The 14147-nt window shown below is 65.5% G+C and carries 24 protein-coding genes; 23 read left to right on the top strand and 1 reads right to left on the bottom strand.

What is annotated here, in order from left to right; genetic code table 11:
* The first annotated feature begins 30 nt into the window (after positions 1-30).
* The 23 genes from rplN (at position 31) to truA (ending at position 13571) form a co-directional block, all read left to right on the top strand.
* Complete coding sequence (rplN, locus tag ETD86_RS33195; protein WP_026214151.1) at positions 31-402, top strand: 50S ribosomal protein L14; 372 nt, start codon at positions 31-33, stop codon at positions 400-402.
* A gap of 11 nt (positions 403-413) precedes the next feature.
* On the top strand, positions 414-710 hold the full coding sequence (gene rplX / locus ETD86_RS33190; protein ID WP_246148581.1) for a 50S ribosomal protein L24: 297 nt from the start codon (positions 414-416) through the stop codon (positions 708-710).
* Positions 710-1285, top strand: coding sequence for a 50S ribosomal protein L5 (gene rplE, locus ETD86_RS33185; RefSeq protein ID WP_138670601.1), 576 nt, complete (start codon positions 710-712; stop codon positions 1283-1285). Before rplX ends, rplE begins: the two co-directional genes overlap by 1 nt.
* A gap of 4 nt (positions 1286-1289) precedes the next feature.
* Positions 1290-1475 (top strand): type Z 30S ribosomal protein S14, encoded by a 186-nt coding sequence (locus ETD86_RS33180; protein WP_090769707.1) that lies wholly within the window; start codon positions 1290-1292, stop codon positions 1473-1475.
* 234 nt (positions 1476-1709) lie between these two features.
* Positions 1710-2108, top strand: coding sequence for a 30S ribosomal protein S8 (gene rpsH / locus ETD86_RS33175; protein WP_138670600.1), 399 nt, complete (start codon positions 1710-1712; stop codon positions 2106-2108).
* Between the two features lie 16 nt (positions 2109-2124).
* The gene (rplF, locus tag ETD86_RS33170) at positions 2125-2667 is read left to right on the top strand and encodes a 50S ribosomal protein L6 (protein ID WP_138670599.1); all 543 of its coding nucleotides are present in this window, start codon (positions 2125-2127) and stop codon (positions 2665-2667) included.
* Positions 2668-2669: 2 nt separating this feature from the next.
* The gene (gene rplR / locus ETD86_RS33165; protein WP_138670598.1) at positions 2670-3053 is read left to right on the top strand and encodes a 50S ribosomal protein L18; all 384 of its coding nucleotides are present in this window, start codon (positions 2670-2672) and stop codon (positions 3051-3053) included.
* A gap of 28 nt (positions 3054-3081) precedes the next feature.
* Entirely contained in the window at positions 3082-3711 is a 630-nt protein-coding gene (gene rpsE / locus ETD86_RS33160; protein ID WP_049572667.1) for a 30S ribosomal protein S5, read from the top strand.
* A 2-nt stretch (positions 3712-3713) separates the two neighbouring features.
* Positions 3714-3896, top strand: coding sequence for a 50S ribosomal protein L30 (rpmD, locus tag ETD86_RS33155; RefSeq protein WP_020542293.1), 183 nt, complete (start codon positions 3714-3716; stop codon positions 3894-3896).
* A gap of 2 nt (positions 3897-3898) precedes the next feature.
* Positions 3899-4354 carry a 50S ribosomal protein L15 gene (gene rplO / locus ETD86_RS33150; protein ID WP_138670597.1) on the top strand — a complete coding sequence of 152 codons (456 nt, stop codon included), beginning with the start codon at positions 3899-3901 and terminating at the stop codon, positions 4352-4354.
* 172 nt (positions 4355-4526) lie between these two features.
* Positions 4527-5834 carry a preprotein translocase subunit SecY gene (gene secY / locus ETD86_RS33145; RefSeq protein ID WP_138670596.1) on the top strand — a complete coding sequence of 436 codons (1308 nt, stop codon included), beginning with the start codon at positions 4527-4529 and terminating at the stop codon, positions 5832-5834.
* Positions 5834-6484 (top strand): adenylate kinase, encoded by a 651-nt coding sequence (locus ETD86_RS33140; protein ID WP_138670595.1) that lies wholly within the window; start codon positions 5834-5836, stop codon positions 6482-6484. Before secY ends, ETD86_RS33140 begins: the two co-directional genes overlap by 1 nt.
* Positions 6485-6593: 109 nt before the next feature.
* Entirely contained in the window at positions 6594-7403 is an 810-nt protein-coding gene (gene map / locus ETD86_RS33135) for a type I methionyl aminopeptidase (protein WP_138670594.1), read from the top strand.
* A 16-nt stretch (positions 7404-7419) separates the two neighbouring features.
* Complete coding sequence (locus ETD86_RS33130; RefSeq protein ID WP_138670593.1) at positions 7420-7857, top strand: DUF1707 SHOCT-like domain-containing protein; 438 nt, start codon at positions 7420-7422, stop codon at positions 7855-7857.
* A 103-nt stretch (positions 7858-7960) separates the two neighbouring features.
* On the top strand, positions 7961-8371 hold the full coding sequence (locus ETD86_RS33120; RefSeq protein ID WP_170223402.1) for a hypothetical protein: 411 nt from the start codon (positions 7961-7963) through the stop codon (positions 8369-8371).
* Between the two features lie 331 nt (positions 8372-8702).
* Positions 8703-8924, top strand: a complete 222-nt coding sequence (infA, locus tag ETD86_RS33115) for a translation initiation factor IF-1 (protein WP_012887858.1) — start codon at positions 8703-8705, stop codon at positions 8922-8924.
* Between the two features lie 24 nt (positions 8925-8948).
* A complete protein-coding gene (rpmJ, locus tag ETD86_RS33110) occupies positions 8949-9062 on the top strand; it encodes a 50S ribosomal protein L36 (protein WP_003956441.1) in 114 nt (37 codons plus the stop codon).
* 219 nt (positions 9063-9281) lie between these two features.
* Positions 9282-9662: a 30S ribosomal protein S13 gene (gene rpsM, locus ETD86_RS33105; protein ID WP_125644650.1), complete on the top strand. Its 381-nt coding sequence runs from the start codon at positions 9282-9284 to the stop codon at positions 9660-9662.
* Between the two features lie 42 nt (positions 9663-9704).
* Positions 9705-10109: a 30S ribosomal protein S11 gene (rpsK, locus tag ETD86_RS33100; protein WP_020542285.1), complete on the top strand. Its 405-nt coding sequence runs from the start codon at positions 9705-9707 to the stop codon at positions 10107-10109.
* A gap of 20 nt (positions 10110-10129) precedes the next feature.
* On the top strand, positions 10130-10756 hold the full coding sequence (rpsD, locus tag ETD86_RS33095) for a 30S ribosomal protein S4 (RefSeq protein ID WP_138670591.1): 627 nt from the start codon (positions 10130-10132) through the stop codon (positions 10754-10756).
* 98 nt (positions 10757-10854) lie between these two features.
* Positions 10855-11871, top strand: coding sequence for a DNA-directed RNA polymerase subunit alpha (locus ETD86_RS33090; RefSeq protein ID WP_138670590.1), 1017 nt, complete (start codon positions 10855-10857; stop codon positions 11869-11871).
* Between the two features lie 221 nt (positions 11872-12092).
* Positions 12093-12620, top strand: a complete 528-nt coding sequence (rplQ, locus tag ETD86_RS33085; RefSeq protein ID WP_138670589.1) for a 50S ribosomal protein L17 — start codon at positions 12093-12095, stop codon at positions 12618-12620.
* A 72-nt stretch (positions 12621-12692) separates the two neighbouring features.
* Complete coding sequence (gene truA / locus ETD86_RS33080) at positions 12693-13571, top strand: tRNA pseudouridine(38-40) synthase TruA (protein WP_138670588.1); 879 nt, start codon at positions 12693-12695, stop codon at positions 13569-13571.
* Here the strand turns inward: truA and ETD86_RS33075 are convergent.
* Entirely contained in the window at positions 13536-14093 is a 558-nt protein-coding gene (locus ETD86_RS33075; RefSeq protein ID WP_138670587.1) for a hypothetical protein, read from the bottom strand. The genes truA and ETD86_RS33075 overlap by 36 nt on opposite strands.
* Positions 14094-14147 lie beyond the last annotated feature (54 nt).

Genomic DNA, 14147 nt, shown 5'->3' with positions numbered 1-14147 from the left:
GAGAACCGGCGCGACTAACAGGAGTTCAACGTGATCCAGCAGGAGTCGCGGCTCAAGGTCGCCGACAACACGGGTGCCAAGGAGATCCTTTGCATCCGCGTTCTCGGTGGCTCGGGCCGACGCTACGCCGGTATCGGCGACGTCATCGTCGCCACTGTCAAGGACGCTCTGCCGGGCAGCACGGGCGTCAAGAAGGGCGACGTGGTCAAGGCCGTCATCGTCCGCACTGTCAAGGAGCGCCGCCGGCCCGACGGCTCCTACATCCGCTTCGACGAGAACGCCGCCGTCATCATCAAGGACAGCGGTGACCCTCGCGGCACTCGTATCTTCGGCCCGGTCGGTCGCGAGCTGCGTGACAAGAAGTTCATGCGCATCATCTCGCTCGCTCCGGAGGTGCTGTAATGCCGAAGTCGTTGCACGTGAAGAAGGGCGACCTGGTCCGGGTCATCGCCGGCAAGGACAAGGGTGCCAAGGGTCGTGTGATCGCCACTCTCCCGCGCGAGGACCGCGTGGTGGTCGAGGGCGTCAACATGATCAAGAAGCACGAGAAGGAGACGCACCAGGGTCCGCGTGGCGCCAAGACGGGCGGCGTGCAGACCATGGAGGCTCCTATCCACGTCTCGAACGTGAAGAAGCTCAAGGACGACAAGCCCGCCGACAAGAAGGCCGACGAGAACACGGCTGACGAGAAGACGGGTGAGGACAGCTGATGACTGCCACGACCACTGAGACCGAGCGTCCGACGCCGCGACTCAAGACGAAGTACCGCGAGGAGATCGCGCAGCAGCTTCGCGAGCAGTTCGGCATCGAGAACGTCATGCAGATCCCGGCCCTGACCAAGATCAAGGTCAACATGGGTGTCGGCGAGGCGGCTCGCGACTCGAAGCTCATCGAGGGTGCCGTCCGCGACCTCACCGCGATCACCGGCCAGAAGCCGGCCGTTGTCCGGGCCCGCAAGTCCATCGCCCAGTTCAAGCTGCGTGAGGGCATGCCGATCGGTGCGCACGTCACGCTGCGCGGCGACCGCATGTGGGAGTTCCTGGACCGGCTGCTGGCGCTGGCGCTGCCCCGTATCAGGGACTTCCGCGGCCTGTCGCCCAAGCAGTTCGACGGCAACGGCAACTACACGTTCGGTCTGACCGAGCAGGTCATGTTCCACGAGGTCGACCAGGACAAGGTCGACCGGCCGCGGGGCATGGACATCACGATCGTGACCACCGCGAAGAACGACGACCAGGGCCGGGCGCTGCTGAAGCTTCTCGGCTTCCCCTTCAAGGAGGCCTGATCCAATGGCGAAGAAGTCGCTGATCGCCAAGGCGGGGCGCAAGCAGAAGTTCGAGGTCCGGGCCTACACCCGGTGCACGCGTTGTGGCCGGCCGCGCGCCGTCTACCGCAAGTTCGGGCTCTGCCGCGTGTGCTTCCGCGAGATGGCGCACCGGGGCGAGCTGCCCGGCATCACCAAGTCCAGCTGGTAGATAACCTTAGGGGCGGCACAGGGCCGCCCCTGAGTGCCCATATTTCAGAAGAAGATCGGACGCTCTCACGAGTGTCCATGACCACGCTGTAGGTCCACCGGCAGAGCACGGAGAGGTAGCCGAAGCGGCCGCTGAGGGATGCGAAGCAGACCTCAGGGTGCTGGCTGAGGCGGACTCGACCATTAGCACTGCTTGGCCGACTGGAAACCGCGGCGAGGAAGGCCACTGGCCATCATGACGATGACCGACCCGATCGCAGACATGCTGACGCGTCTGCGCAACGCGAACTCGGCGTACCACGAAAGCGTGTCGATGCCGTATTCGAAGATCAAGGCGCACATCGCCGAGATCCTCCAGCAGGAGGGTTACATCCAGGCCTGGACCGTCGAAGACGCCAAGGTCGGGAAGAACCTCGTGGTGGAGCTCAAGTTCGGGCCCACCCGTGAGCGTTCGCTCGCGGGCCTGCGCCGGGTTTCCAAGCCCGGTCTGCGGGTTTATGCGAAGAAGGACAACCTGCCTCGAGTCCTGGGCGGACTGGGCGTCGCGATCATCTCGACGTCCCACGGCCTCATGACCGACAAGCAGGCCGGCAAGCGTGGTGTGGGCGGGGAAGTCCTCGCCTACGTCTGGTAGAGGGGAGGAACACAGCATGTCGAGAATCGGACGGCTGCCCATCCCTGTGCCCAGCGGCGTAGACATCGCGATCGACGGCCAGGATGTCCAGGTCAAGGGCCCGAAGGGCACGCTTACCCACAAGGTCGCCGAGCCCATCAAGGTGGCTCGGGACGATGACGGCGCCATCGCCGTCATCCGGCCCAACGACGAGAACAAGGTACGTGCGCTGCACGGCCTGTCCAGGACGCTGATCGCCAACATGGTGCAGGGCGTCACCCAGGGCTACTCGAAGTCCCTGGAGATCGTCGGCGTCGGTTACCGCGTCCAGGCCAAGGGCCCGACGCAGCTGGAGTTCTCGCTGGGCTTCAGCCACCCGGTCATCGTCGACGCCCCCGAGGGCGTCTCCTTCCGCGTAGAGAAGCCGACCCTGTTCCACGTGGACGGCATCGACAAGCAGAAGGTCGGCGAGGTCGCCGCCAACATCCGCAAGTTGCGCAAGCCGGACCCGTACAAGGGCAAGGGCGTGCGTTACCAAGGCGAACAAATCCGCCGCAAGGTCGGAAAGGCTGGTAAGTAGGCATGGCTCCGAAGACTGCGTTCAGCAAGCACACGGCTGCCCGCACCGTCTCGCGGGCCCGCCGTCACCGCCGCGTCCGCAAGAACGTCGTCGGTACGGCCGCGCGTCCGCGCCTGGTCGTCAACCGCTCGACCCGTCACATGTTCGTCCAGATCGTGGACGACACCGTCGGCCACACGCTGGTGAGCGCGTCCACCATGGACGCCTCGCTGCGCACGCTGGAGGCGGACAAGACCGAGAAGGCGAAGAAGGTCGGCGAGCTCCTCGCTCAGCGGGCCAAGGAAGCCGGGATCACGGCGGTCGTCTTCGACCGCGGTGGAAACCGCTATGCCGGGCGCATCGCCGCTCTGGCGGACAGCGCCCGCGAAGGCGGGCTCGAGTTCTGATGACCGCAATTGAGATGAGGAACCACTGATGGCTGCAGCTCCGCGTCGCGGTGGCGGCACCGGTGGCGAGCGGCGGGACCGTCGTGACGATCGCCGCGGTGGCGCCGCCGACAAGGGCGTCTCGTACATCGAGCGCGTAGTGAAGATCAACCGAGTGGCCAAGGTCGTGAAGGGTGGTCGTCGCTTCAGCTTCACCGCCCTCGTCGTCGTCGGTGACGGCAACGGCCTGGTCGGCGTCGGCTATGGCAAGGCCAAGGAAGTCCCCGCGGCCATCGCCAAGGGCGTCGAGGAAGCGAAGAAGCACTTCTTCAAGGTGCCCCGCATCCAGGGCACCATCCCGCACACCGTGCAGGGCGAGGAGGCGGCCGGTGTCGTCTTCCTGCGTCCGGCCTCGGCCGGTACCGGCGTCATCGCCGGTGGCCCGGTGCGTGCGGTGCTGGAGTGCGCCGGCATCCACGACGTGCTGTCCAAGTCGCTCGGCTCGGACAACCCGATCAACATCGTGCACGCCACCGTGGCGGCTCTGAAGGGCCTTTCCCGGCCCGAGGAGATCGCCGCCCGCCGTGGCCTGCCGATCGAGGACGTGGCCCCGGCCCGGATGCTCAAGGCTCAGCGCGAGGGCATCGCCGAGGCCGCGGCCGCTAAGGCGGTGAGCTAGTCGTGGCACGCCTGAAGATCACTCAGGTTCGCTCGAAGATCGGTGGCAAGCAGAACCAGCGTGACTCGCTGCGTTCGCTTGGCCTGAAGCGAATCGGCGATGTCGTCGTCAAGGAGGACCGGCCCGAGATTCGCGGGATGGTCGCCGTGGTGACGCACCTCGTCGAGGTGGAAGAGGTCGACTAGTCATGACTGACAAGGCTCCGCTCAAGATTCACGACCTCCGTCCGGCCCCGGGCGCCAACAAGGCCAAGATCCGCAAGGGTCGTGGCGAGGCGTCCAAGGGCAAGACGGCTGGTCGCGGCACCAAGGGCAGCCACGCCCGTACGACGGTTCCCCTCGGCTTCGAGGGTGGCCAGGTGCCGCTGCAGAGGCGTCTGCCGAAGCTCAAGGGCTTCTCCAACGCCCTGTTCAAGACGACCTACCAGGTCGTCAACCTTGACAAGATCGGCGAGCTGTTCCCCGAGGGTGGCCAAGTCACCGTCGAGACGCTGGTCGCCAAGGGTGCTGTTCGCAAGAACCAGCTCGTCAAGGTGCTCGGCACCGGCGAGATCTCGGTCGCGGTGAACGTGGAGGCGCATGCCTTCTCGGCCGCCGCGAAGGAGAAGATCGCCGCCGCCGGTGGCTCCGTTACCGAGCTGTAGCAACGCTATGACGAGGCGTGGGGGTTCTGACAATGGGCCCCCACGCCCGTAGTGCGTTAGAGTTCGCAGACGGCAGGCTTCTGTCCGGCTCGTTTGACAATGAGACTCAGATGGCAGATTCCCGCACCATCGCCGCATACTCACATCGCCTTATAGGCGCGCAGGAGGGACCGTGCTGACCGCGTTTACCCGGGCGTTCCGGACGCCGGACCTGCGCAAGAAGTTGCTCTTCACCCTGGGCATCATCGCGCTTTTCCGTCTCGGCTCGGTTCTTCCGACTCCGGGAGTTCACGTACAGAATCTGGCGGCCTGTTTCAATCAGGCGCGCGCTGATCAAGACACCGGCAACATCTATGGGATGGTGCAGCTGTTCAGCGGCGGCGCCCTCCTGAAACTTTCAGTGTTCGCGCTCGGCATCATGCCGTACATCACCGCGAGCATCATTCTGCAGCTGCTCGTCGTCGTGATTCCACGACTCGAGGCGCTGAAGAAGGAAGGCCAGTCCGGCCAGGCGAAGATCACGCAGTACACGCGCTATCTGACCATCGGCCTGGCGGTCCTGCAGTCGACCGCGTTCATCGCGCTCGCCCGCACCGGCCAGCTCTTCCCGAACTGCCAGCAGGACGTTCTGCTCGACCCCGACAACATCTTCCAGATCGTGACGATGGTGGTCATCATGACCGCCGGTACGTCGGTGATCATGTGGCTCGGTGAGCTCATCACCGACCGGGGCGTCGGCAACGGCATGTCCATCCTGATCTTCACCCAGATCGTCGCGGTCTTCCCGTCCGAGCTGGCCAACATCTTCCAGGCCAACAAGTTCACCTTCGCGGTCGTCATGGTGGTCGGCGTCTTCATGATCGCCGCGGTGGTCTTCGTCGAGCAGGGGCAGCGCCGCATCCCCGTCCAATACGCCAAGCGGATGGTCGGCCGAAGGATGTACGGCGGCACGTCCACCTACATCCCGCTCAAGGTCAACCAGGCCGGCATCATCCCGGTCATCTTCGCCTCCTCGCTGCTCTACCTCCCGCAGCTGGTGACGTCGCTCTTCCAGACCAGCGACAACGTCGTGATCCGGTGGATCTCACAGAACCTGGCCACGGGCGACACGCCGATCTACATGGCCACGTTCTTCCTGCTGATCGTCTTCTTCACGTACTTCTACGTGTCGATTACGTTCAACCCCACTGAAGTCGCCGACAACATGAAGAAGTACGGTGGTTTCATTCCGGGCATCCGCCCCGGCCGACCGACGGCTGAATACCTGAACTTCGTGCTCACCCGTCTGACCACGCCGGGCGCGCTCTATCTGGGTCTGATCTCCATGGTCCCGATCGTCGCGCTGGCGATCGCCGGTGCGAGCCAGAACTTCCCGTTCGGAGGGACGAGTATTCTGATCATGGTAGGCGTCGGACTGGACACGGTTAAGCAGGTCGAGAGCCAGCTTCAGCAGCGTAATTACGAAGGCTTCCTGCGGTAGTGCGTCTCGTTCTGGTCGGGCCCCCCGGAGCGGGTAAGGGGACACAGGCCCAGTACATCGCATCGAACCTGTCCATCCCGAAGATCTCGACAGGTGACATCTTCCGTGCCAACGTCTCGGGGGGCACGGATCTTGGCAAGCTGGCCAAGACATATATGGACCGTGGCGACCTGGTGCCCGACGAGGTCACCATCGCCATGGTCCGCGATCGGCTCTCGGAGTCTGACGCGCAGGACGGTTTCCTGCTCGACGGGTTCCCGCGGAACGTCGCGCAGGCCGAGATCCTGCGCGACATGCTCAAGGACTGGGGCCAGGCTCTGGACCTCGTCCTCGAGCTGGTCGTGGACGACGACGAAGTGGTCAGGCGACTGGCCGGCCGGCGCACCTGCAGCCAGTGCGGCCGCATCTGGCACGTCGAGTTCGACGACAAGAAGGACGACGAGTGCGACGCGTGCGGGGGCGCGCTGTTCCAGCGGGACGACGACAAGGAGGAGACCGTACGGCACCGCCTGGAGGTCTACCAGGAGCAGACGGCGCCGCTGGTCTCTTACTACGCCGACGAGGGCATCCTCGTGGGGGTCGACGCGACCGGTCCGGTCGAGGAGGTCACCCAGCGAGCCATGGAGGCGATCCGCCCGTTCATGGGCTAGCTGCGGCGGCATTGATGTGCGGAGGTGGCACGGGTTTCCGTGCCACCTCGCGGCTATTGTGGGGGAATTGGGCCCCCAGGTGGCCCGTTGAGACCCAGGGGGGCAGAACATGTTCAAGAGGAACCGCCACGGAATCCAGATCAAGTCACCAGAGCAGCTCGAGAAGATGCGGGCGGCGGGGCTGGTGGTCGGGCGCACGCTCGACCTGCTGAAGCGCTCGGTCGAGCCCGGCATGACGCCGCTCGACCTCGACTCCATCGCCGAGAAGGCGATCAGGGACGAGGGCGCGATCCCGTCGTTCAAGGGGTACCAGGGCTTTCCCGCGACGATCTGCGCGTCGGTGAACGACGAGGTGGTGCACGGCATCCCGGGCGACGCCCGCAAGCTGCGTGAGGGCGACATCATCTCGATCGACTGCGGTGCCATCCTCGAGGGCTGGCATGGCGACTCGGCGGTCACTGTCCCGGTCGGCGAGGTGGATCCCCATCTCACGGAGCTGATGCGGGTCACGGAAGAGTCCATGTGGCGCGGCATCGCGGTGCTGCGGCCCGGCCGCCACCTGTCCGACATCGGCCACGAGATCGAGCGGTACGTCAAGTCGCAAGGCCGGTTCGGCATCCCTCAGGAGTACGGCGGCCACGGCATCGGCACCGAGATGCACATGGACCCGTGGATCGCCAACCACGGCCGGCCCGGCCGGGGCCCGGTGCTGGAGGAGGGCATGTGCCTGGCCATCGAGCCGATGGTCAACCTGGGCACGGATCGCACGCGCGTGCTGGCCGACGACTGGACCGTGGTGACGATCGACGGCAAGGCCTCCGCACACTTCGAACACAGCGTTGCCGTGACACATAATGGTCCTTGGGTGCTAACCGCCCTAGACGGGGGCAAGGAGCGCCTAACTCAACTGCAGAACTAGCCCTGGAGTGGGTGGGATGGCGAACAGCCCCGAAATGCGAGCATCCGACTCCGATCGCGACCGGGTGGCCGCCATCCTTCGCGAGCACACCGCCGAGGGCCGCATCTCGATGGACGAGTTCAACGAGCGGCTCGAACAGCTCTACAAGAGCAAGACGTATGGCGAACTCGCCAAGCTGACGGTCGACCTGCCCGACGTGGACCTGCGCAACCGGCCCGCGAAGCAGGCGAAGGCCATCGAGAGCAAAGACGGCATGCATTCGGGCATGAAGGCTGCCTGGGGCGCCTGGGCCATGGCCAGCGGGATCAACTGGGTCATCTGGCTGATCGTGAACATCTCAGCGGACGGAGGGGTCTATCCGTGGCCGCTGTGGGTGATGGGGCCGTGGGGTGTGATTTTGCTGGTGAGCACCATCTTCGGGAGTAACCAGCCGGAGAAGAAGCAAAAGAAGTAGGACTTTGTGCACTAGTGCACTGTGTGGATTCGTGCGCAGAACGGATAAGCGTGACTGCCTAACGTGAGCGGTGTCGGGAAGCACCACTCATGGAGGAATCCACATGCGCAAGGTCCTCGCAGCCGCCGCCCTCACCGCTTCGGTCGCCATCACCGGTCTCGCCGCCGCCCCCGCCGCCCAGGCGGCCACCACGACCCAGACCGCCGCCTCGACGGCGACGTCGATGGGCAACTGGGGCAAGTACTACTCCAGCAACCACAAGGCCTACACCTACGGCAAGACCTGGAAGCAGAACGGCAAGGTCTACACGAAGTGGTACGGCAAGGAGTACGGCTCGAAGCACGGCTACGTGTGGTTCAAGTACTACTCCGGCGGGAGCTGGCACAAGTTCTACCGCGAGTGGAACGGGTCGTACAGCGAGACCTGGTCCAAGCACGCGATCAAGAAGTTGTACACGTACACCTGCTGGGGTGGCAAGCACACGTACTGCGGCTCCTCGCACCGCATCTACTAGTCACCGCATCTACCAGCCATGGTCACGCGGCACCGTACTGCCCTGAGAGCCCTGTCCCCTGGAAGGCCCGCCGAGTTCTCTCCCTCGGCGGGCCTTCCGCTGTGGGCGTTGAGCCGGTTGAACCTGGGGTACACTGTTACGTGGTTGTGTCAGGACACCTGGCACGCGTTTCGCGTTATTGAGCCAGGTGTCGTACACTCCTTAGTCGGCTCACTATGACTTATCACGCGTCGGCGGTCTTTGCTGATCGTCGCTCTCTTCGAAGCGTGAAGGTCGCGGCTGCTTAGTGAACCGGAGCCTCAGACGACCGATCAGTGAAACGCGAGGAATTTTGGCCAAAAAAGACGGCGCCATCGAGATCGAGGGCACTGTGGTCGAATCGCTCCCGAACGCCATGTTCCGGGTGCAGCTCGACAACGGCCATAAGGTCCTGGCCCACATCAGCGGACGGATGCGGATGCACTACATCCGGATCCTTCCTGACGACCGGGTAGTCGTTGAACTGAGCCCCTACGACCTGAGTCGCGGGCGGATCGTCTACCGATACAAGTAAGACGTCTGAGGAACACGAAGGACAATGAAGGTAAAGCCGAGCGTCAAGAAGATCTGCGACAAGTGCAAGGTGATTCGCCGGCACGGTCGCGTCATGGTGATCTGCGACAACCTGCGCCACAAGCAGCGCCAGGGCTAGTCGCCGCAAGGCTTCTCCGAGTCCGCCCCGACAGGGAGCGGGCTCGACGCATGAGGAGCCTGAAACAGTTAGCGCGTTTCACACCCGAGTAGGCGGGCCTTTTCGGAGGTCCCGAACCATTCGGGCGACCCCCGGTCGGAGGCCGGGGCCCTCACCCCGGGCATGGGGAGGGGCAGTGAGGCGCAAGACCTCCGCCACAGAGAAGGAGAATGCCCGACCATGGCTCGCCTGGTTGGCGTCGACCTCCCCCGCGAGAAGCGGCTGGAGATCGCTCTCACCTACATCTACGGAATCGGCCGCACCCGCGCCCAGGAGATCCTCCAGGCCACCGGTGTCAGCGGCGACCTCCGCGTCCACCAGCTCTCCGACACCGAGCTCGTCCCGATGCGTGACTACATCGAGGCGAACTTCAAGATCGAGGGTGACCTGCGCCGCGAGGTCCAGGCCGACATTCGTCGCAAGATCGAAATTGGCTGCTACCAGGGCATCCGGCACCGCAAGGGCCTGCCCGTGCACGGTCAGCGCACGCAGACCAACGCGCGTACCCGTAAGGGCAAGAAGAAGACCGTCGCCGGCAAGAAGAAGCCCGGTAAGAAGTAGTCCACAGCCGCGGACCGAAGATCTCAGGAGTAATGGCAAACAATGCCTCCTAAGAGCCGTCAGGGCGCACCGAAGAAGGTGCGCCGCAAGGAAAAGAAGAACGTCGCTCACGGGCACGCCCACATCAAGAGCACGTTCAACAACACGATCGTTTCGATCACCGACCCCAACGGGAACGTGATCTCCTGGGCCAGCGCCGGCCACGTGGGTTTCAAGGGCTCCCGTAAGTCCACCCCGTTCGCCGCTCAGATGGCCGCGGAGAACGCCGCTCGCCGCGCCATGGAGCACGGCATGCGCAAGGTCGACGTCTTCGTCAAGGGTCCCGGCTCCGGCCGTGAGACCGCGATCCGCTCGCTGCAGGCCACCGGCCTCGAGGTGGGTTCGATCCAGGACGTCACGCCGGTTCCGCACAACGGTTGCCGCCCGCCCAAGCGCCGCCGCGTCTGAATCCCAGGAGATAGAGAGAAATGGCTCGTTACACGGGCGCGGACTGCAAGCTCTGCCGTCGCGAGAAGACCAAGCTCTTCCTCAAGGGCAGCAAGTGCGAGTCCGCCAAGTGCCCCATCGAGATCCGTCCTTACCCGCCGGGTGAGCACGGCCGCGGACGCCCCAAGGAGTCCGAGTACCAGCTTCAGCTTCGCGAGAAGCAGAAGACCCGCCGCATCTACGGCGTCCTCGAGAAGCAGTTCCGCAACTACTACGAGGAGGCCGCGGGCAAGAGCGGCAAGTCGGGTGAGGTGCTGCTCCAGATCCTGGAGACCCGTCTCGACAACGTCGTCTACCGCGCCGGGTTCGCGCAGTCGCGTGACGCCGCTCGCCAGCAGGTGCGCCACGGCCACATCCTGGTGAACGGCAAGAAGGTGGACATCCCGTCCTACCGCGTTCGCGAGCACGACATCATCGAGGTCCGCGAGAACAAGCGCAATCTGCTGCCCTACGAGGTCGCTCGCGCGACCGCGGGCGAGCGCACCGTTCCCGCGTGGCTCGGCGTCGTGCCGGAGAAGCTCCGCGTCCTGGTTCACCAGCTGCCGGTTCGCCAGCAGATCGACACCCAGGTGCAAGAGCAGCTCATCGTCGAGTACTACTCGAAGTGAGCCTGAGTTGAGGTGCGGATTTCCGCACCTCAACTATGCTTTTTATCGGAGTGGCGTCATATAGCGGGCGCCACGCGAAAAAAGGGGAGAACCCAGACATGCTGATCGCTCAGCGTCCGACTCTTCTCGAAGAGTCGATCGACGACACCCGGTCCCGATTCGTCATCGAGCCGCTGGAGCCGGGCTTCGGCTACACCATCGGCAACTCGCTGCGCCGCACGCTGCTGTCGTCCATTCCGGGCGCGGCCGTGACGAGCATTCGCATCGAGGGCGTGCTGCACGAGTTCTCGACCGTTCCCGGGGTCAAGGAAGACGTCACCGACATCATCCTCAACCTCAAGGAGCTGGTCGTCTCCTCCGAGCACGACGAGCCGGTCGTGATGTACCTGCGCAAGCAGGGCCCGGGTGAGGTCACCGCCGCCGACATCGCGCCGCCGGCCGGTGTCGAGGTGCACAACCCCGAGCTCCGCATCGCCACGCTCAACGGCAAGGCGAAGCTGGAGATGGAGCTGACCGTCGAGCGCGGCCGCGGCTACGTCTCCGCCGCTCAGAACAAGCAGCCGGGTCAGGAGATCGGCCGTATTCCGATCGACTCGATCTACTCCCCGGTCCTCAAGGTCACCTACAAGGTCGAGGCGACCCGAGTCGAGCAGCGTACCGACTTCGACCGTCTCATCCTCGACGTCGAGACCAAGCCGGCCATGAAGCCCCGCGACGCGGTGGCCTCCGCCGGTAAGACGCTTGTCGAGCTCTTCGGCCTGGCCCGCGAGCTCAACGTCGAGGCCGAGGGCATCGACATCGGCCCGTCGCCGACCGACGCCGCCCTGGCCGCCGACCTGGCGCTGCCGATCGAGGAGCTCAACCTCACCGTCCGGTCGTACAACTGTCTCAAGCGCGAGGGCATCCACACCGTGGGTGAGCTCGTGGCGCGCAGCGAGCAGGACCTGCTCGACATCCGCAACTTCGGTGCGAAGTCGATCGAAGAGGTCAAGCAGAAGCTGCACGAGATGACGCTGGCGCTCAAGGACTCCCCGCCCGGGTTCGACCCGAGCGCGGTGGCCGGAGGCGGCTATGACGACGACGACAGCGCTTACGTCGAGACGGAGCAGTACTAGACACGTCCCGCTTGTATCGCCTCCGCGCCTATCAGAGGGCTGAGGTCCTTTGGGGATGAGGGCAGCGGCGAGAAATCGCCGCTGCTCGGTCTCCCAGAGGGTGCCTTCGCGGGCGCTGGAGGGGTATGCGGGTGGCAGTAACGGTGTCGCGCGTTCGCGGCGCCGGCCCGACTCCGGTACCTGGTACGGCCGGGGCGGGTTAATCCACAAGGAGAGATGAAATGCCCAAGCCCACCAAGGGTGCACGTCTTGGCGGCAGCCCGGCGCACGAGCGGCTGATCCTGGCCAACCTGGCCACCGATCTGTTCCGCCACGGCAAGATCCGTACGACGGTCACGAAGGCCAAGCGCCTGCGTCCGCTGGCGGAGCGCCTGATCACCAAGGCGAAGAAGGGCGACATCCACAACCGTCGCCAGGTCCTGACCGTCGTCAAGGACAAGGGCGTCGTTCACCACCTCTTCACCGAGATCGCGACGACGTTCGCCGAGCGTCCCGGTGGCTACACCCGCATCACCAAGGTCGGTCCCCGTAAGGGCGACAACGCCCCGATGGCGGTCATCGAGCTGGTGACCGAGCCGCTGAACGCCGTCACGACCCGCCGCACCGAGGCTCCCACGGCCGCCGCCGCGCCCGCCGCGGAGGAGACCGAGGCGCCCAAGGCCGAGGAGCCCAAGGCCGAGGCCGCGGAGGCTCCTGAGGCTGCTGAGGCTCCGGCCGCCGAGGCCGAGGCGAAGAAGGACGAGGCCTGATTTCAGGCTGAATGAATCGGGCCCGGACCCCCTCGCGGGGTTCGGGCCCTTTTTCGGTTAAGGAGAAACATCGTGGTACGGCTCCGCCTCGACCTCGCGTACGACGGGACCGACTTCTCCGGTTGGGCCAGGCAGCCCGGGAGGCGCACGGTCCAGGGCGAGATCGAGCAGGCGCTCGGCCGGATCCTGCGCCTGGACGAGCCGGCCATGCTGACCGTGGCCGGGCGTACCGACGCCGGGGTGCATGCCCGCGGCCAGGTCGCCCATGTGGACGTGCCCGACGCGTCGCTGGCCGAATTGGACGGCAACCGGGGGCCGCTGGGCGTGGACGAGAGGCTCTCTGCGCTCGTTCGGCGCCTGGGTGGGGTCCTGCCCCCAGATATACGGACTTATCGGGTCTCCGTGGCTCCTGGGGGCTTTGACGCCCGGTTCTCCGCGATGTTCCGGCGGTACGCGTACCGCGTGAGCGACGCCGTCGGCGGTGTCGACCCGCTGCGACGGCACGAAGTGGTCTGGCACAACCGCCCTCTGGTCCTGGACTCGTTGAACGCGGCGGCGGCGCGGCTGATCGGCGAGCACGACTTCGCCGCCTTCTGCAAGAAGCGCGAAGGGGCCACCACGATCAGGGAGCTGCAGCGCCTGCAGTGGGTACGCGAGCCGGACGGCGTGCTCGTGGCGACCGTCGTGGCGGACGCGTTCTGCCACTCGATGGTGCGGGCGCTGGTCGGCTCACTGCTGGCGGCCGGCGACGGGCGGCGGCCGGTCGAGTGGCCCGGCGAGGTGCTGACCCGGGCCGTACGGGACTCCGGCGTGCACGTGGCGCCCGCGCACGGGTTGTGCCTGGAAGAGGTCGGCTACCCGCCGGAGGGGGAGCTCGCCGCGCGAGCCGAGGCCACGCGGCGCGTACGGATGCCCTCAGCCCTTGGTGGCGCGGCGCTCCAGGACGAGTGAGGTCTGGTCGCGGAACGCTCCGCTGACCTTGGGCAGTGTCTTCTCCTTGGCCGCCGGCGTGTGGCCGTCGGCGTGGGTGGCGTAGCTGAAGACGATGTACCTGCCCCAGACCAGGCCGGACGCGTAGCCGCCCGCGATGTGCACGCGCTCGCCGCCCGACCCCTCGGCTCCGGGCAGGGGGCGGAACCAGACGTTCTTGCCGAGGATCTTCGTCTGATCGACGGCCGTGGCCGCGTCCTTGGTCGGGAGCACGGCGATGCCCGTGGTGACGGCGTAGCGGCGCTTGCTGTCGACATACGTGGCGCGCAGGACGCGGCTGCACTTCTGCTCTTTCAACGCCTCGGCGAAGGCGCCCGTCGCCGCCTTGTCGCAGGTCGTCTCCATGCTGGCCTTGACCCTGGTGAACGTCGTGCCCGCCGCGCTGACCTTCTTCTTCGGGAACGCCTCGGACAACGACAACTTCTGAGGGTCCGTCTGCTCGGAATTGAGCACGGACGTGCCGGGCGGCGCGTCGGTGGTCACGACCTCGGGCCTGTCTCTGATACACATCTCCGAGCCCACGAGACCCTAAGACAA

Source organism: Nonomuraea turkmeniaca (assembly GCF_005889735.1).
GTDB lineage: Bacteria > Actinomycetota > Actinomycetes > Streptosporangiales > Streptosporangiaceae > Nonomuraea > Nonomuraea turkmeniaca.
Note: the sequence above shows the minus strand (reverse complement) of the source record. Positions and strands in the feature narration are given on the sequence as shown.